Genomic DNA, 17,496 nt, shown 5'->3' on the forward strand with positions numbered 1-17,496 from the left:
CCCCAGCCGACTTCAGGCAACACCAATTAACGCTTGTCGATCGCTGGAACGTCGCGCTTTTCGGAGCCGACAAACAACTGGCGTGGACGACCGATCTTTTGTTCCGGATCGGAGATCATTTCGTTCCATTGCGCGATCCAGCCCACGGTACGCGCCATGGCGAAAATGCAGGTGAACATCGAAGTCGGGATGCCCAGCGCGCGCTGAACGATACCGGAGTAGAAGTCGACGTTCGGGTACAGCTTGCGGGACACGAAGTATTCGTCTTCCAGCGCGATCTTTTCCAACTCCATGGCCAGCTTGAACAATGGGTCGTCGTGCAGGCCCAGTTCATTCAGGACTTCGTAGCAGGTTTCACGCATCAGCTTGGCGCGTGGATCGTAGTTCTTGTAGACGCGGTGACCGAAGCCCATCAGCTTGACGCCGGAGTTCTTGTCCTTGACTTGCTTGATGAACTCAGGGATGTTCTCGACCGAGCCGATGCTTTCCAGCATGGTCAATGCAGCTTCGTTGGCGCCGCCGTGAGCAGGGCCCCACAGGCAAGCGATACCGGCAGCGATACAGGCGAACGGATTGGCGCCCGACGAACCGGCCAGGCGGACGGTCGATGTCGATGCATTTTGTTCGTGGTCGGCGTGCAGGATCAGGATACGATCCAGTGCGCGCACCAGCACTTCGTTGACCTTGTACTCTTCGCATGGATTCGCGAACATCATGCGCATGAAGTTGGCGCTGTACGACAGGTCGTTGCGCGGGTACACGAACGGTTGGCCGATGTTGTACTTGTATGCCATGGCGACCAATGTCGGCAGCTTGGCGATCATGCGGATCGCGGACACGTCGCGATGCACAGGATTGCTGATATCCAGCGAGTCATGGTAGAACGCCGACAAGGCGCCGACCGAACCGGTCAGCACGGCCATCGGGTGCGCATCGCGACGGAAGCCGCGGAAGAAGAAGTTCATTTGCTCATGCACCATGGTGTGCTGAGTCACCGTATCGACGAACTCTTCTTTTTGCGCTGCAGTCGGCAGTTCGCCGTGCAACAGCAGGTAGCAGGTTTCCAGGAAGTCGCAATTGACGGCCAGCTGCTCGATCGGGTATCCGCGGTACAGCAGCTCGCCCTTGTCGCCGTCAATGTAGGTGATCGACGAGTTGCATGCCGCGGTCGACATGAAGCCCGGGTCGTAAGTGAACTTGCCAGTGGCGCCGTACAGTTTGCGGATGTCGATGACATCCGGACCGATCGTGCCCTTGTAGACGGGAAAATCCAGGGATGGCGTACCGTCGGAAAACGACAGGGTCGCTTTGATATCTGAGGTGGGCATAGTTCTTCCTTCAGCTGTGATGATGAATCGTTAATCAAAAATCGCAAATCAACCGCTTTAGAGCCTGTTGCAAAATGGACTTCGCACCCTTCCCTGCCTGATGCTGCCGAACTTCATTTTGCAACAGCCTCTAATACAACGCCGGCCGCTTTTGAACCAATCAATATTGCCAGAACTCTGTGAAACGTTCAGGCGCTACGCAATTTTTTGAGCAAGGCGTGAACTTGAGGCAAGTCCACCGCTGCTTCAGGCTCCTTGCGCACAAGGAGTAAGTCCATCAGGTCGTTGTCGCCAAGATCCATCAGACGGGAAAACGCATCGACTTCGTCGTCGCTCATGCTCTCTTCGTTCGCGTCGAGAAAACGCGTCAGGATGAGATCGTTTTCCAGCAATCCACGACGGGCGCGCCAGCGCAGGCGTGCACGTTTGGCGGGATCGTCTTGATGGCTTTGGGACATGGATTCAATTCACTTCTAAGTAGTACAACGGGTGCAACGCGTGCAACTGATACGACTGACATTCATTTCAGCGCTTCCGACCAAACAATCGGACCGGTGCGAAAGCGTAAATCAAAGGCGGGAGTCGCCTCCCGCCTTTTCAACAACTCACTTCTTATACTGCGCGGCGAACCATCAGCTCCTTGATCTTGCCGATCGCCTTGTTCGGGTTCAATCCCTTGGGGCAGACATCGACGCAGTTCATGATGGAACGGCAACGGAACAGGCGATACGGATCTTCCAGATCGTCCAGACGCTGGCCGGTCGCTTCGTCGCGGCTATCGGCGATGAAGCGGTAAGCCTGCAGCAAGCCGGCAGGACCGACGAACTTGTCCGGATTCCACCAGAACGACGGGCACGATGTCGAGCAGCATGCGCACAGAATGCACTCATACACGCCATCGAGTTCTTCGCGCTGTTCAGGCGATTGCAGACGCTCTTTTTCAGGAGGAATGCTGTCGTTGATCAGGTAAGGCTTGATCGAATCGTATTGCTTGAAGAAGTTGGTCATGTCGACGATCAAGTCGCGGATCACCGGCAAACCTGGCAACGGCTTCAGAACGATAGGCTCGCTCAGTTCGTTCAGGTTGGTGGTGCAGGCCAGACCGTTCTTGCCGTTGATGTTCATCGCGTCGGAACCGCACACGCCTTCGCGGCAGGAGCGGCGCAGCGCCAGCGAATCATCGACGTCGGACTTGATGCGTTGCAGGGCATCCAGCAGCATCTTGTCGGTTGGCTTCAGCTCGACGGTCAGATCCTGCATGTACGGCTTTTCATCCTTGTCCGGATCGTAGCGGTAGATTTTAAATTTCAGAGTACGTGTCATGTTCTGACCTTTTAGAAAGTACGTGCTTTAGGTTTAAATGTCTCAACGGTCAACGGTTGCATGTTGACTGGTTTGTAGTCGAGACGATTCCCCTCGGAAAACCACAGTGTGTGCTTGAGCCAATTTTCGTCATCGCGCTTTTCATAATCGCTGTGCGCGTGGGCGCCACGGGATTCCTTGCGGGCGGCAGCCGACGTGATGGTGGCCTTGGCGGTTTCGATCAGATTGCCCAGTTCCAACGCTTCGACGCGCGCAGTATTGAACACCTTGGACTTGTCCTTGAACGAGACATGCTTGCAGCGCTCGTCCAGTTCCATGATCTTTTCACGGCCTTCGTTGAGCAAAGCATCGGTACGGAACACGCCGCAATACTTCTGCATGGTGGCGCGAATATCGTTGGCGACATTCTGAACGCGCTCGGAACCGGTGCTGCTTTCCAGACGCGCCAGACGCTCCAGCGCGCGGTCGGCTGCATCCGCCGGCAGATCCTTGTGGCTGCGGTCTTGCAGCTTGCTCTCGACAATGTGATTGCCGGCAGCACGGCCGAACACCACCAGATCGAGCAGCGAGTTGGTGCCCAGACGGTTGGCGCCGTGCACCGATACGCAGGCGCATTCGCCGATGGCGTACATGCCCTGCACGACTTCCTTGTACGAACCATTGTTCGGCACAACGACCTGGCCATACACGTTGGTCGGAATACCGCCCATCTGATAGTGGATGGTCGGCACGACAGGGATAGGCTCCTTGGTCGCATCGACGTTGGCGAACTTGTGCGCGATTTCCAGAATCGACGGCAGACGCTTTTGAATCGTGTCGGCGCCGATATGGCGCAGATCCAGCAGCACGTGATCCTTGTTTGGACCGACGCCGCGGCCTTCCTTGATTTCCTGGTCCATCGAACGCGAAACGAAGTCGCGCGGCGCCAGATCCTTCAGCGTCGGCGCGTAGCGCTCCATGAAACGTTCACCGTTGCTGTTGATCAGGATGCCGCCTTCGCCGCGCACGCCCTCGGTGATCAGCACGCCCGCGCCGGCCACGCCGGTCGGGTGGAACTGCCAGAATTCCATGTCTTGCAGCGGCAGGCCTGCGCGCGCCGCCATGCCCATACCGTCGCCGGTATTGATGAAGGCGTTGGTCGATGCAGCCCAGATACGGCCTGCACCGCCGGTGGCGAACAGGGTTGTCTTGGCTTGCAGCATCATGACTTCGCCGGTTTCCATTTCCAGCGCGACGACGCCGAGGACAGTGCCCTCTTGATCGCGGATGATGTCGATCGCCATCCACTCAACGAAGAAATGCGTCTTGGCGCGCACGTTGCGCTGATACAGCGTATGCAGCAGTGCGTGACCGGTACGGTCGGCTGCAGCACAGGCGCGTTGCACCGGCTTTTCGCCGAAGTTCGCAGTGTGGCCGCCGAACGGACGCTGATAAATCGTGCCGTCAGGATTGCGGTCGAATGGCATGCCGAAGTGTTCCAGCTCGTAGACGGCCTTCGGTGCTTCGCGGCACATGAATTCGATGGCGTCCTGGTCGCCCAGGTAGTCCGACCCCTTGACGGTGTCGAACATGTGCCAGTACCAGTTGTCTTCCGACATGTTACCCAGCGATGCGCCGATGCCGCCCTGGGCAGCGACCGTGTGCGAGCGGGTCGGGAAAACCTTGGACAACACCGCAACGTTCAGACCGGCTTCAGCCAGTTGCAACGAAGCGCGCATACCGGATCCGCCGGCGCCGACGATAACCGCGTCAAAGCGGCGTGTAGGGATTGTGGATTTGATAGCAGCCACGATTACATTCTCCACAAAATCTGCGCCGCCCATCCGGCACATACGATCAGCCACAGGATCGTGGCAACTTGCAAGACCAGGCGCACGGCGACCGGCTTGACATAATCCATCCAGATATCACGCACGCCGATCCAGGCGTGGTAGAACAAGGCCATGAAGGCTGCAAACGTCGCCATCTTGAACCACTGATGCGAGAACATTGCCGCCCAGCCGTCGTAAGAGAAACCGCTGGAGGTCAGGAAGCACACCAGCAGGACCACGGTGTACAAGGCCATGACGACGGCGGTAGCGCGTTGCGCCAGCCAGTCGCGCATGCCGTAATGCGCACCCACGACGAGACGCTTCGATCCGATATTATTGTTTGCCATTTTTAGAACGCTCCGAACAGTTTCAATGCCACGACGATCACCAGCGCAATGCTGACGACCAGAACGCCGCTCGACGACTTGCGTGCGCTGTCCTTGTCCAGACCGATATGGTTATCCATGATCAGGTGGCGGATGCCGGCGCAGAAGTGGTGGAGATAAGCCCAGGACAGGGCCAGGATGATCAGCTTGACGAACCAGTTGGAGGCAAAGCCCTTGAGGTAGTCGAAGGTGCCCTCGGAGAGCAGGCTGTTATCCAGCAAGTACAGGATGAACGGCAACATCAGGAACAAAAACAACCCACTGACACGGTGCATGATCGACACCAGGGCAGCCAGCGGCATGCGGTAACCAGCAATTTGGGTAATATTAATGTTACGAAATTGTGGCCGTGGTGGTTTAGCGGCTTCAGACATAACAAGGTTCTCCTCAGATTTAAAACAATCCTGCAATTTTCGCCGATTTCATGAACGTTCACCAACACTTATTCTGCTTCGCAGCAAATTAGGCTTTTTCACAGACAGCAGGCAGATGCGAGTAAAGGCCGGGCCTTTATCCGCTTAATTCAGCTCGCTCTGATAATGATGATTCAACGTCAAATACAAGCCGCGCCGCATTTCGACAGGCTTGTCGCCATACGTATACGAGGCGCGATCGACACTCAACAAAGGCGTTTGGGGCGGAACTCCCAGAAATCCCGCAGACTCCGGATCCGCCCCCACGGCACGAATCTGCTCTGCAGCGCGAATCATGCGTGTCCCGAATTCCGTTTCAAACAGGCCGTACAGCGGCCCTTTATATTCCATCAGCCGTTCCGCGGTCAGCCCTTTGAAAATAAGACCGGGCAACCAGATATCTTCGAGTATGGTCGGAACGCCGTTAAAGGATTTTACCCGTTTGATGAAGATGACGGAGTCACCCGATTTAATATCAAGCTGGCGCGCCACTTCAGCGGGCGCGCGCATGCGCTTGACCTCGATAATTTTGTTTTCCGCGCGTTGCGGCTCTTCCACATCCGCCGTCAGGCGCAAAAAACGGAACTGCGCATGCGTTTCATGATGCGTGGCAACAAACGTGCCCTTCCCTTGCCGGCGCACCACCAGATTTTCGGCCGCCAGCTCGTCGATCGCCTTGCGCACGGTTCCCTGGCTTACCTTGAAACGGCTGCCAAGTTCAACTTCGCTGGGGATCAGTTCGCCAGGCTTCCACTCGCCTGATTCCAGACGCTGCGTGATCAATGCCTTGATTTGCTGATAGAGGGGACTGAAGGTAGGAGCGGCTCCGGCAACACTGGTGCCCACGCTTTGCGCGTCGCTGTTGTTCAGATTGGGCAGGCTGGAGCTCATAACCCCAAATTTGACCACAAAAACCCTACTGGCGTCCAGCAAAAAGTATTCAATAAGATGTCTTATATAAGACATAAGATAGCGATTGACAGGGCACTCGGGCAAGCCTACACTCGCGGGCATATTCGGCGACGAGTACATCCCGGACAGACACATGCATCAACAGATCGGCCGGCACTTGCATCAACGCGCGCAACATCGACGCGATTTGCACTGTCGGTTCTCTGCTGAAAATCGGCAAAACAAGCTGACCGCCTGCGCTTTTCGACGGTATGATTACACTCTCTATAAAGAATACGAAGTAATTGTCGGCGTCTTCCGAGATGCCAGCAAGAAGCCCTGAAGCAGCCGCAACTGCGAAGTTAGGATCGGTTCAAGGCTTCATAGCAGCATTAAACGCTTTCTATCACCACTTTGGAGATTCAACATGGCTAAAGCCCCCAAGCGTGTTGCCGTTACCGGCGCCGCCGGTCAAATCGGTTACTCCCTTCTCTTCCGCATTGCTAACGGCGACCTGCTCGGCAAAGACCAGCCAGTGATCCTGCAGTTGCTGGAAATTCCGGATGAAAAAGCGCAAAAGGCCCTCAAGGGCGTCATCATGGAAATCGATGACTGTGCATTCCCGTTGCTGGCCGGCGTGACCGCGCACAGCGATCCGATGACGGCATTCAAGGATGCCGACATCGCCCTGCTGGTTGGCGCGCGTCCACGCGGCCCAGGCATGGAGCGCAAGGATCTGCTGGAAGCCAACGCTCAAATCTTCACCGTGCAAGGCAAGGCGCTGGACGCTGTTGCTTCGCGCGACGTCAAGGTTCTGGTGGTCGGCAACCCAGCCAACACCAATGCCTACATCGCCATGAAGTCGGCGCCGAATCTGCCGGCCAAGAACTTCACCGCCATGCTGCGTCTGGACCACAACCGCGCGCTGTCGCAAGTTGCGGCCAAAATCGGCCAACCGGTTTCGGCAATCGAAAAACTGTGCGTCTGGGGTAACCACTCGCCAACCATGTACGCCGACTACCGTTTTGCCACAGCAGACGGCAAGGCAGTCAAGGATCTGATCAACGACCAGGTCTGGAACAAGGACACTTTCCTGCCGACAGTCGGCAAGCGCGGCGCAGCGATCATCGAAGCGCGCGGCCTGTCCTCGGCAGCTTCGGCAGCCAATGCAGCGATCGATCACGTGCATGACTGGATCCTCGGCACCAACGGCAAGTGGACCACCATGGGTGTGCCATCGGACGGTTCCTACGGCATCCCTGAAGGCACCATGTTCGGCTTCCCGGTCACCACCGAGAACGGCGAATACAAGATCGTCCAAGGCCTCGAAATCGACGAATTCTCCCAAGAGCGCATCAACATCACGCTCAAGGAATTGTCGGAAGAGCGCGAAGGCGTCAAACATCTGGTCGGCTAATTGACCAGCACGCGGCGGGCTCACACAGCCGCCGCGTAAATTTTGCATACATTCGGAATTCAGCAGCAATGCATCCCACCCAGGTCTTGTTCCCAGGCACCCGACAACCGGTCTCGATACCGGTCTGCGATCATTACGCCGGCTCTGAAAAGCTGATGCGCAAGTCGATTGCTCTGCAACAAGAACTCGGCCCGATTTTTGATATCACCCTCGACTGCGAAGACGGCGCCAGCGCCGGCAACGAAGCCGAACACGCGCAACTGGTCGGCTCCCTGATCGCCGGCGACGACAATCGCTTCGGCCGCATCGGCGCCCGCGTGCATGACGTCACCAGCCCCTATTTCGAACAAGATGTCGCGACGATCTGCGCTACCGCCGCCGTTGCCAATGCCGCGCAACTGGCTTACCTGATGCTGCCCAAGGCGGACGGTCTGGCCGACGTGCAACGCGCCCTTGCCACCATCTCTCGCCACACCAGCGAAGCCGGCCGCCGCATGCCGCCGCTGCATGTGCTGATCGAGACCCACGGCGCGCTGGAAGACGTGCGTCTGATCGCAGCATTGCCGCAAGTTGAATCGCTGTCCTTCGGCGTCATGGATTTTGTGTCGGCGCACTACGGTGCGATCCCGAGCGCCGCGATGCGCTCGCCCGGCCAGTTCACGCATCCGCTGGTGGCGCGCGCCAAACTGGAAATTTCCGCCGCCTGCCACGCGCACGGCAAGGTGCCTTCGCATAACGTCACCACCGACATCAAGGATGCCGCCGTGGTCACGGGCGACGCCGGCCGCGCGGCGCAAGAATTCGGTTACACCCGGATGTGGAGCATCCATCCGAGCCAGATCAAGGCGATCGTGCAAACGCTGTCCCCGGCCGACGATGAAATCGGCGAAGCGGCACAAATCCTGCTTAAAGCCAGGGACGTGCAATGGGGACCGATACAACACGAAGGCACATTGCACGACCGTGCAAGCTATCGCTATTACTGGAGCATTCTGCAGCGCGGCCACGCCGGCGGCGCTGCTTTACCCGCGGCGGTTGCGAGCTGGTTTGCAGAGACCACGACAGCGACAACCGCCGCACCGATTTCAGCCACCCTGCAACATTGAACATTCACGAAGATCAATTGACCCGCAAGATGAAAAAATACCTGACCGCCCTGACACTCGTAAGCGCCCTCTTCGCTGTCGGCATGCCGCAAGCATTCGCCGAAACCGCACCGGCCACTACAAAAGCAAAAAAGACCGTCAAGAAGAAAACGCCTGCCAAGGCTGCTGCCGCACCTGTTGAAAAAATGCCGTTTTCGTCCGACGCCGACGACGATGAAAGCGAACCTGAAATCGGTGGCACCAAGTCTGCCGATTTCAACTGCGAAATGGGCAACAAGCTGACCATCTACAAGAACGATGACGACGACAAGCACATCGCCATTCGCTGGAACAAGCGCATCAACCGCCTGACCCGCGTCGTGACCACCACCGGCGCCAACCGCTTTGAAAACCGCAAGGTCGGCCTGGTCTGGATCGGCATCCCCGCCAAGGGCATCCTGCTGGATTCCAAAAAAGGTCAGCAACTGGCCAACGAATGCAAGAACGTAGAAGTGCCGACAGCGCAAGCGCCGGCAGCAGCAGCACCGAAGAGCTAAGCAGCAAACAGTAACAAGATTCAGCACGAATCCATCAGTACAGCAGTTCCGTATTTGCTGCGAAACCAATGGTTTCGCAGCGCAAGCAAACACTTATACCATCCGTAATCTAAGGAGAAGAGGCCATGTCCCGCAACACATTGAACACCCTAAAGGAATTCAAGATTTCTGGTTCCAAGAAAGGCAAGTTCTACTCCCTGCCCGCCCTGGAAAAGAAACTCGGGATCAACATCTCCCGTCTGCCAGTGTCGATCCGTATCGTGCTGGAGTCCGTCCTGCGTAACTGCGACGGTCAAAAAGTGACGGAAGAACACGTCAAGCAATTGGCAAGCTGGGGCGCAACTGCTGCACGCGTTGACGAAATCCCGTTCGTGGTTGCACGCGTGGTGCTGCAAGACTTCACCGGCGTTCCGCTGCTGGCCGACCTGGCCGCGATGCGTAACGTCGCCAGCAAGCTGGGCAAGAACCCAAAGAACATCGAACCGCTGGTTCCGGTGGATCTGGTTGTCGACCACTCGGTGCAGATCGACCACTACCGCGAAAAGAAAGCGCTGGACCTGAACATGAAACTGGAATTCGAGCGCAACAACGAGCGCTACCAGTTCATGAAATGGGGCATGCAGGCATTCGACACCTTCGGCGTCGTGCCTCCGGGCTTCGGCATCGTCCACCAGGTGAATCTGGAATACCTGGCGCGCGGCGTGCACAACAAGACCGGCGTCTACTACCCTGACACCCTGGTCGGCACCGACTCGCACACCACCATGATCAACGGTATCGGCGTAGTCGGCTGGGGCGTGGGCGGCATTGAGGCGGAAGCCGGCATGCTGGGCCAACCGGTCTACTTCCTGACGCCAGACGTGGTCGGCGTGAACCTGACCGGCGCGCTGCGCGAAGGCTGCACCGCAACCGATCTGGTCCTGACCATCACCGAACTGCTGCGCAAGACCAAGGTTGTGGGCAAGTTTGTCGAATTCTTCGGCGAAGGCACCAAGTCGCTGTCGCTGACCGACCGCGCCACTATCGCCAACATGGCGCCTGAATACGGCGCGACCATGGGCTTCTTCCCGGTCGACGAAGCAACCATCGACTACTTCAAGGGCACCGGCCGCACCAAGGCGGAAATCGACGCGTTCGAGTCTTACTTCAAGGCGCAGAACCTGTTCGGCATTCCTAAGGCAGGCGACATCGACTACACCAACGAAGTGTCGCTGGATCTGGGCACCGTGGCGCCGTCGCTGGCTGGTCCTAAGCGTCCGCAAGACCGTATCGAAATCGGCAACGTCAAGTCGACCTTCGCCGACCTGTTCGTCAAGCCGGTGGCTGAAAACGGCTTCAACAAGAAGATCGAAGACCTGACCAAGTCGTACACCAACGCCGATGGCATCGATGTCAAGAACGGCGACGTGCTGATCGCTGCGATCACATCGTGCACCAACACATCGAACCCAAGCGTGCTGCTGGCAGCTGGCCTGCTGGCCAAGAAGGCTGTTGAAGCCGGCCTGAAGGTTGCTCCGCACATCAAGACTTCGCTGGCGCCTGGATCGCGCGTCGTGACCAAGTACCTGGAAGCGGCCGGCCTGTTGGGCTACCTGGAAAAACTGGGCTTCGGCGTAACTGCATACGGTTGCACCACTTGCATCGGTAACGCCGGCGACCTGACACCAGCAATGAACGAAGCGATCGTCAAGAACGACATCGTGGCTTCCGCTGTGCTGTCCGGCAACCGCAACTTCGAAGCGCGTATCCACGCGAACATCCGTTCGAACTTCCTGGCATCGCCTCCGCTGGTCGTGGCTTACGCCATCGCCGGCAACGTCAACGTCGACCTGATGACACAACCGGTCGGCAAGGGCAAGGGCGGCAAGGAAATCTTCCTGGGCGACATCTGGCCGACTTCGCAAGAAATCGAAAAGCTGTTGAAATTCGCGATGAACGCGAAGGTCTTCAAGGAGAACTACGCTGACGTCAAGGGCGCACCAGGCAAGCTGTGGGAAGCCATCAAGGGCGTCGCCAAGGGCGAAGTCTACAACTGGCCGACATCGACTTACATCGCTGAGCCGCCATTCTTCGAATCCTTCACCGAAGTGCCGAAGGCTGCCGCAACCGGCATCACCGGCGCGCGCGCACTGGGCGTATTCGGCGACTCGATCACCACCGACCACATCTCCCCGGCCGGTTCGATCAAAGACTCCAGCCCAGCCGGCAAGTGGCTGCAAGCCAACGGCGTGTTGAAGGCTGACTTCAACTCCTACGGCTCGCGTCGCGGCAACCACGAGATCATGATGCGCGGCACCTTCGCCAACGTGCGTATCAAGAACCTGATGGTGCCTGGCGTTGAAGGCGGCGTAACGGTGCACCAACCGACTGGCGAACAAATGGCGATCTATGATGCGGCCATGAAGTACGTCAACGACGGCGTGCCAACCATGGTGTTCGGCGGCGAAGAGTACGGTACAGGCTCCTCGCGCGACTGGGCTGCCAAGGGTACGCAACTGCTGGGCGTGAAGGCGGTGATCACTCGCTCCTTCGAACGTATCCACCGCTCGAACCTGGTCGGCATGGGCGTGTTGCCGCTGCAATTCATCGGCAACGACAGCGTGCAGACGCTGGGCATCACAGGCGAAGAAACTTTCGACCTGAAGGGCCTGGAAGGCGAAATCAAGCCACAGCAGGAAGCAACCCTGGTGATCCATCGCAAGAACGGTGAAACCAAGGAAGTCAAACTGCTGCTGCGCATCGATACGCCGATCGAAGTAGACTACTACAAGCACGGCGGCATCCTGCCATTCGTGTTGCGCCAATTGCTGGCTGCTTAATCAGCCGCCAGCAAAAACGCCCCGCCTCGCGCGGGGTGCGCAGGAAACAAAAAACGCCGGTTTCGACCGGCGTTTTTTATTGTCAAAGCACATCGCGAGAGCCCCCTTCGGCCTCGACAAGGACACATGCCGGAAGGCAATCCCCGGGGCGATGTCGAATCAACTACAATAGGGATTCCTACCATTTGATTGTCGATATTTCATCATGCGCCGCCCCGCCAAACGTTCCTCCTCCAGGTTGTCCGCTGAAAGTCAGCGCCTGGTCAATTCATCACAAGCGGTCGCCGGCTCCACCAGTCGCCTGGAAGAAAGAGCTTGGGAGCGATCCCTCGATCTGCTGCTGCACAAACAACTGAAAAGCGCGCATCAGGGCATGATCGATGCCGCGCTGGACCACCTGTTCAAATCCGATCTGGAAGCCTACGACGTGCTGGTCGAAGCGGTGGAAGCCAATAGCGAAGCCTGCGCGCTCGAATACGACGGCAAGCTCTACAGCGTGCAATTGCTGGCGCTGCCGGTGCTGGCCTGGACGCGTTTCAGCATCGCCTCCGGCAACCTGCCGGCCGATGTGCGCAACGGCCTGTTCGCCCACCTGCACGCCCATGTTCTCGCAGACAACGCGCATCTGGCGCTGGCGCCGACCTTGTATGCCATCGAACAGCTGCCGCGTCATCACGCCGACGTGTTCGCGCTGGCCCAGCGCATGGGTCAGGCTGCGCTCAAACAAAGCCAGCCGCAGCTCTCGCCTGAACAGACGCCTACCGCGCCTTTCCTGGCCGATACGCGCTACATGATCGCGGCCGTGGCGGTGCCGTCGGGCGCGCCGCTGTTCCGCTGGCAGATGGATGAAAACGCCTCCGTCATTCACGAAAAGGACGCCGCACTCAAGGCCTGGGCGACGCAGGCAACACCGTTGCTGACGCGCTTTCTGCCCGGCTGCAATGTGGAGTTGCTGCTGCCGCAGCCTTACTATTTCGCCTGCCGCGAAGCCGACAAACGCATCCGCCCCGCCGCCATCCGCGCAGCCGATCATTACCTGACGCAGACGCTGGGCGTTGCCTCGTCGGAGTTGCATGCCAACATCGGCAGCTTCTGCGAAAACATCAACGGCCAGATCGACGAATACCGCATCGGCTTCAACCTGGCCGATGACGACGGCATCGTCTACGGCATCGTATGGCCGCTGTACGAGCAGGAAGACGGCGACGAAGTGCGCGACCTGTCCGCGCCCGACAGCGTCAAAATGCCGATAGAAGAGATTCTGGAGGTCTTGCGCGAGTGCAGCATCGTCAACATCAAGCTGCACGCGGAACGCTACACGATGGAGTTCTGCGATGATTGCGGCACGCCCTTGTTCCCGGCGCCCGACGGCGATCTGGTGCATGCCGAAATGCCGGAAGATGCGCCTGCGTCGACCGAACATTTCCATTAAGCCTGGCTGCTGCCGCGCGGACATCCGCCGGCAGCATCGGCCTTGTTCGACCGGCATACCCGATCTGCAGCGCCTGCCAGCCGAAGCCTGAGATCCGGGATTTCATCCGCAAGCCCGGATTCCGCCGCTCCCCCGGCTCCCAATTTCCGCTCCACAAAAAGATACGGGCACACGCCGCAGAGCCATGCGGCGTGTGCCCGTATCCGGAGCCTTGTTCGCTGGTGCTTACGCTGCCAGCTTCTCGATCAGGCCCATATCGGCGCTGGACATCAGCTTGTCGATATCGACCAGGATCAGCATGCGCTCATCCAGTGTACCCAGACCGATCAGGTAATCGGAGTCAAACGTGGTGCCCATTTCAGGCGCCGGCTTGATTTGCTCCGGCGACAACGTGATCACGTCGGAAACGCTGTCCACGACCATACCGACCACGCGGCCGGAGATGTTCAGGATGATCACGACGGTGAATTGATCGTAAGTCGGTTCGCCCAGCTGGAACTTGATGCGCATGTCGACGATAGGAACAATGATGCCGCGCAGATTGACGACACCCTTGATGAAATCAGGCGAATTGGCAATACGGGTCACCGCTTCGTAACCGCGGATTTCCTGAACTTTCAGGATATCGATACCGTATTCTTCCTTGCCCAAGGTAAAGGCGAGGAATTCATTCCCCGTGCTGTCGGCTTTTTCGCCAAAGCCGGAAATTGTTTTCGACATGTTGTCTGACATGATAAATGGCCCTTATAAAAAATCAGGAAAATACGGATTCATCGCTATGCTGCCGAGTAGATCGTAGCAAAGCGGCAACATCTATGATTAAGGCAACGCCGCCGTCACCCAGAATAGTAGCACCAGAAATCCCTGCAACCTTACGATAATTGGATTCCAGGTTCTTGACAACAATTTGCTGCTGGCCAATCAAATCATCGACGAATAGTGCAGCTTTCTTGCCATCGGATTCCAGAATGACCACCAAACCCTGGGATGGGTCGGTAAAAGTCGATTCGATATTGAAGATCTGATACAGCGGCAGCAGCGGCAAATATTCGCCACGGACCTTGATGACTTTACCCTGCCCGCTGATTTCCTTGACGTCTTGCGTCGCCGGCTGCAGGGACTCGACCACATAGCCGAGCGGCAAGATATAGATTTCATGACCGATACGAATCGACATGCCGTCCAGAATGGCCAGGGTCAACGGCAGGGAAATCGAAATTGTCGTACCGAATCCCTTGCTGGAACGGATATCGACCGCCCCGCCCATGGCCAGGATGTTGCGCTTGACCACATCCATGCCGACGCCGCGGCCGGAAACATCCGTCACTTGCTCCGCCGTCGAAAAGCCCGGCTCGAAAATCAATTGCCAGACGTCGCTGTCGCTGAGGTTGTCCGACACCGCCATGCCTTGCTGCTTGGCTTTGGCCAGAATCCGATCGCGGTTCAGACCGCCGCCGTCATCCGTCACTTCGATGATGATGTTTCCACCCTGATGCTCGGCCGACAAGGACAGCGTCCCGTAGTCCGTCTTGCCTGCGGCCAGACGCGTCTCGGGGATTTCGATACCGTGGTCGATGCTGTTGCGCACCAGGTGGGTCAGCGGGTCGACGATGCGTTCAATCAGCCCCTTGTCCAATTCGGTTGCCGCACCATGCGTGACAAACTCGACGCGCTTGTTCAGCTTGGCTGCCAGATCGCGCACCATGCGCGGGAAGCGGGAGAACACGTAATCCATCGGCATCATGCGGATCGACATCACCGATTCCTGCAGATCGCGGGTATTGCGTGTGAGCTGGCTGACGCTGTTGAGCAGATGTTCGTGCAGCATAGGATCGAGCGTGCCGGTGCGTTGCTCGATCATGGCTTGCGTGATCACCAGCTCGCCGACGAGATTGATGAGCTGGTCGACCTTCTCAATGCCGACACGAATGGAGGACGACTCATGGACCGCCGGCTTCTCGCCCTTGGCCTTCTTTTCGCCGGCATGTTCGGTCACCGCCAATGCCGGCGGTTCGTCATGATCAATATGTGCGGCGGCTTCAGCAGCCTGCTTGGCTTGCTCGATGTCGCCTTGCGGCACGAACGGTTCAAAGAAACCGTAGCCACGCTCTTTGTCGGTCGCATTGGCCGGCACGAACGGCGCGAAAAATCCGTAACCGCGCTCTTCGTCGGTTGCATCCTGCGGCACGAACGGCGCAAAGAATCCGTATCCCTGCTCTTCTTCCTTGGAGCGGGCCGCCACCGCCTGGGAAATCTTCAGGTCGTCGGCGTTCACAAGGAAGGAGCAGATTTCATGGATGCTGTCCGCACCCTTGGCCGTATCCAGAATAAAGACGCAACGCCCTTCTTCTGCATCTGCCTTTTCGATTTTCCCGAGCAGGCCAAGCTCCTGCTGCAAAGCTTCGAGCTCGCGCTCCGCCAGTTGCGGCAATTCAATGCGATAACGGCTTACGCCGCCCGGGCCAACCATGGCCTGCGGCGCAGCGGCTTTTTTGCCCGCACCTTCAGACAGGGATTGCAACAGCATCCGGACATCGGCGACGGCATCCAGGTCAACGGTCGCACCATGGCGATGACCGTCCAGCATGGATTTCAGAATATCTTTTGCGGCAAGGAATGCATCGACGTGCTGGCTGGTCAACGCCATCTGCCCCTGGCGAATGCGATCCAGCAAAGACTCGAGTACGTGCGTAACTTCGGTAATGTCGGTCAGGCCAAACGTAGCCGATCCGCCCTTGATCGAATGGGCCGCACGAAAGATCGCATTCAGATCTTCGTCGTCGGGATCCGACACATTAACGGCCAGCAAAAGCTTTTCCATTTCGGCAAGGCCTTCCTCGGCCTCGTCGAAAAACACCTGGAAAAACTGGCTCATATCAATGGTCATGATTGGGCTCCGTCATAGATGCTTTAGGTGTATTTTTTATCGTTGATTATTGACACTAGCCGATGACTTTTTTAACCACTTCCGTCAAACGCTGCGGATCAAAAGGCTTCACCAGCCAACCGTTGGCGCCGGCGGCCTTGCCCTTGGCCTTCATTTCGTCGCTGAACTCTGTCGTCAGCATGAGGATAGGCACGCGTTGATAGCTGGTCAGCGCACGCAAGGAACGAATCAGGGTCAAGCCATCCATGCGCGGCATATTCTGATCGGTCAACACCAGATCGAATGTCTGCAGCTTCGCTTTGTCCAGCGCATCTTGCCCGTCTACCGCTTCGGTAACCTGATAGCCGGCTGCCTTCAGGCTGAACACCACCATCTGGCGCAATGACCCCGAGTCGTCTACCGCAAGAATTGTTTTAGACATTTTTACTCCCTGTTCTTTGTTTGCGGGTCTGAGTTTTCCCAACTCATTATGCCGCATCCATTATCAAAAATTACTATCACACGTGTAAATTCAGCTTACTGCGCAGATCATCAACAGACCTTGCCGAATCCGCATTCCGAAGGCGGCATCGCATCAAAACAATTCGATATCGCCGCTCTCCATCCGTGTTTGCCGCACTGTTTTCCACAAGCCGTTTTCAAGCGCGGTAAGACGCTCTTCCATGGACTCGACGGTATTTTTCAGCAGGCCCTCCAGCTCCTCGATCGATTGCGAACTATCCGGAGTGATTTCAAAACTATTGGCGCTCAACACACCCAGCGCATCGCGCAAACCGATGACGCGACGGACGATGCGCTCCAGCAGTTGGCTGGTCATGTCCTGGAATTGCAGGCCGGTGACTGCCGCGTTGACATGCACGGTGATCTCGTCTTGCATTACCTTCAGACGAGCAACATCGTCAGCCGACAAGGTACCGTTGCCGGCCATGACGACTTCGAGTTCTTTCTGCTGCGCGAGTACGGCGGTGTGCAATTCCATGAAGCTGGATCCCAGCTTCTCGATGGCTTCGCCGAGCAGGATATTGGTCTGTACCAGATCCGTCTCGACTTCCGTCAATTGCCTGCTTCCGCCGCTTGCCGTATCGAGCAACAAGCGCTTGAGTTCTTGCCGCATTTTAGGTGTCGACATACAAAGCCCTCCTTTTCA

The 17,496-nt window shown here is 57.5% G+C and carries 16 protein-coding genes; 5 read left to right on the forward strand and 11 right to left on the reverse strand.

The window, feature by feature from the left end:
* Positions 1–26: 26 nt before the first annotated feature.
* From gltA to AKL25_RS08760, 7 genes are all read right to left on the reverse strand, one after another.
* Positions 27–1,328 carry a citrate synthase gene (gene gltA / locus AKL25_RS08730; RefSeq protein WP_050477244.1) on the reverse strand — a complete coding sequence of 434 codons (1,302 nt, stop codon included), beginning with the start codon at positions 1,326–1,328 and terminating at the stop codon, positions 27–29.
* A 188-nt stretch (positions 1,329–1,516) separates the two neighbouring features.
* On the reverse strand, positions 1,517–1,786 hold the full coding sequence (locus AKL25_RS08735; RefSeq protein ID WP_050477245.1) for an FAD assembly factor SdhE: 270 nt from the start codon (positions 1,784–1,786) through the stop codon (positions 1,517–1,519).
* Positions 1,787–1,940: 154 nt separating this feature from the next.
* Positions 1,941–2,651 (reverse strand): succinate dehydrogenase iron-sulfur subunit, encoded by a 711-nt coding sequence (locus AKL25_RS08740; protein ID WP_007876492.1) that lies wholly within the window; start codon positions 2,649–2,651, stop codon positions 1,941–1,943.
* A gap of 11 nt (positions 2,652–2,662) precedes the next feature.
* A complete protein-coding gene (sdhA, locus tag AKL25_RS08745; protein WP_050477246.1) occupies positions 2,663–4,441 on the reverse strand; it encodes a succinate dehydrogenase flavoprotein subunit in 1,779 nt (592 codons plus the stop codon).
* 2 nt (positions 4,442–4,443) lie between these two features.
* A complete protein-coding gene (gene sdhD / locus AKL25_RS08750; RefSeq protein WP_050477247.1) occupies positions 4,444–4,809 on the reverse strand; it encodes a succinate dehydrogenase, hydrophobic membrane anchor protein in 366 nt (121 codons plus the stop codon).
* Between the two features lie 2 nt (positions 4,810–4,811).
* Entirely contained in the window at positions 4,812–5,222 is a 411-nt protein-coding gene (sdhC, locus tag AKL25_RS08755; RefSeq protein ID WP_050477248.1) for a succinate dehydrogenase, cytochrome b556 subunit, read from the reverse strand.
* A gap of 144 nt (positions 5,223–5,366) precedes the next feature.
* Complete coding sequence (locus tag AKL25_RS08760; RefSeq protein ID WP_050477249.1) at positions 5,367–6,152, reverse strand: GntR family transcriptional regulator; 786 nt, start codon at positions 6,150–6,152, stop codon at positions 5,367–5,369.
* A gap of 427 nt (positions 6,153–6,579) precedes the next feature.
* On the opposite strand from AKL25_RS08760, the gene AKL25_RS08765 reads away from it, so the two are divergent.
* From AKL25_RS08765 to AKL25_RS08785, 5 genes are all read left to right on the forward strand, one after another.
* The gene (locus AKL25_RS08765) at positions 6,580–7,569 is read left to right on the forward strand and encodes a malate dehydrogenase (RefSeq protein WP_050477250.1); all 990 of its coding nucleotides are present in this window, start codon (positions 6,580–6,582) and stop codon (positions 7,567–7,569) included.
* Positions 7,570–7,637: 68 nt separating this feature from the next.
* On the forward strand, positions 7,638–8,675 hold the full coding sequence (locus AKL25_RS08770) for an HpcH/HpaI aldolase/citrate lyase family protein (RefSeq protein WP_050477251.1): 1,038 nt from the start codon (positions 7,638–7,640) through the stop codon (positions 8,673–8,675).
* Between the two features lie 29 nt (positions 8,676–8,704).
* On the forward strand, positions 8,705–9,211 hold the full coding sequence (locus AKL25_RS08775) for a hypothetical protein (protein ID WP_050477309.1): 507 nt from the start codon (positions 8,705–8,707) through the stop codon (positions 9,209–9,211).
* 125 nt (positions 9,212–9,336) lie between these two features.
* Positions 9,337–12,030 (forward strand): aconitate hydratase AcnA, encoded by a 2,694-nt coding sequence (acnA, locus tag AKL25_RS08780; RefSeq protein ID WP_050477252.1) that lies wholly within the window; start codon positions 9,337–9,339, stop codon positions 12,028–12,030.
* 205 nt (positions 12,031–12,235) lie between these two features.
* The gene (locus tag AKL25_RS08785; RefSeq protein WP_050477253.1) at positions 12,236–13,462 is read left to right on the forward strand and encodes a DUF2863 family protein; all 1,227 of its coding nucleotides are present in this window, start codon (positions 12,236–12,238) and stop codon (positions 13,460–13,462) included.
* 225 nt (positions 13,463–13,687) lie between these two features.
* Here the strand turns inward: AKL25_RS08785 and AKL25_RS08790 are convergent, their stop codons facing one another.
* The 4 genes from AKL25_RS08790 to AKL25_RS08805 form a co-directional block, all read right to left on the reverse strand.
* Positions 13,688–14,182 carry a chemotaxis protein CheW gene (locus AKL25_RS08790; RefSeq protein ID WP_369828864.1) on the reverse strand — a complete coding sequence of 165 codons (495 nt, stop codon included), beginning with the start codon at positions 14,180–14,182 and terminating at the stop codon, positions 13,688–13,690.
* 34 nt (positions 14,183–14,216) lie between these two features.
* Entirely contained in the window at positions 14,217–16,349 is a 2,133-nt protein-coding gene (gene cheA / locus AKL25_RS08795; protein ID WP_050477255.1) for a chemotaxis protein CheA, read from the reverse strand.
* Between the two features lie 55 nt (positions 16,350–16,404).
* On the reverse strand, positions 16,405–16,770 hold the full coding sequence (locus AKL25_RS08800; RefSeq protein WP_007876463.1) for a response regulator: 366 nt from the start codon (positions 16,768–16,770) through the stop codon (positions 16,405–16,407).
* Between the two features lie 153 nt (positions 16,771–16,923).
* Positions 16,924–17,478: a hypothetical protein gene (locus tag AKL25_RS08805; RefSeq protein WP_050477256.1), complete on the reverse strand. Its 555-nt coding sequence runs from the start codon at positions 17,476–17,478 to the stop codon at positions 16,924–16,926.
* Positions 17,479–17,496 lie beyond the last annotated feature (18 nt).

Source organism: Herbaspirillum rhizosphaerae (assembly GCF_001189965.1).
GTDB classification, from domain to species: Bacteria; Pseudomonadota; Gammaproteobacteria; order Burkholderiales; family Burkholderiaceae_D; genus Herbaspirillum; species Herbaspirillum rhizosphaerae.

Bases quoted from the DNA above. Each gene is read 5' to 3' on its own strand.
- gltA (WP_050477244.1), bottom strand. From the start codon at position 1,328: ATGCCCACCTCAGATATCAAAGCGACCCTGTCGTTTTCCGACGGTACG.
- AKL25_RS08785 (WP_050477253.1), top strand. From the start codon at position 12,236: ATGCGCCGCCCCGCCAAACGTTCCTCCTCCAGGTTGTCCGCTGAAAGT.
- AKL25_RS08775 (WP_050477309.1), top strand. From the start codon at position 8,705: ATGAAAAAATACCTGACCGCCCTGACACTCGTAAGCGCCCTCTTCGCT.
- AKL25_RS08770 (WP_050477251.1), top strand. From the start codon at position 7,638: ATGCATCCCACCCAGGTCTTGTTCCCAGGCACCCGACAACCGGTCTCG.
- acnA (WP_050477252.1), top strand. From the start codon at position 9,337: ATGTCCCGCAACACATTGAACACCCTAAAGGAATTCAAGATTTCTGGT.
- AKL25_RS08805 (WP_050477256.1), bottom strand. From the start codon at position 17,478: ATGTCGACACCTAAAATGCGGCAAGAACTCAAGCGCTTGTTGCTCGAT.
- AKL25_RS08740 (WP_007876492.1), bottom strand. From the start codon at position 2,651: ATGACACGTACTCTGAAATTTAAAATCTACCGCTACGATCCGGACAAG.
- AKL25_RS08790 (WP_369828864.1), bottom strand. From the start codon at position 14,182: ATGTCGAAAACAATTTCCGGCTTTGGCGAAAAAGCCGACAGCACGGGG.
- sdhC (WP_050477248.1), bottom strand. From the start codon at position 5,222: ATGTCTGAAGCCGCTAAACCACCACGGCCACAATTTCGTAACATTAAT.
- cheA (WP_050477255.1), bottom strand. From the start codon at position 16,349: ATGACCATTGATATGAGCCAGTTTTTCCAGGTGTTTTTCGACGAGGCC.
- AKL25_RS08800 (WP_007876463.1), bottom strand. From the start codon at position 16,770: ATGTCTAAAACAATTCTTGCGGTAGACGACTCGGGGTCATTGCGCCAG.
- AKL25_RS08735 (WP_050477245.1), bottom strand. From the start codon at position 1,786: ATGTCCCAAAGCCATCAAGACGATCCCGCCAAACGTGCACGCCTGCGC.
- AKL25_RS08765 (WP_050477250.1), top strand. From the start codon at position 6,580: ATGGCTAAAGCCCCCAAGCGTGTTGCCGTTACCGGCGCCGCCGGTCAA.
- sdhD (WP_050477247.1), bottom strand. From the start codon at position 4,809: ATGGCAAACAATAATATCGGATCGAAGCGTCTCGTCGTGGGTGCGCAT.
- AKL25_RS08760 (WP_050477249.1), bottom strand. From the start codon at position 6,152: ATGAGCTCCAGCCTGCCCAATCTGAACAACAGCGACGCGCAAAGCGTG.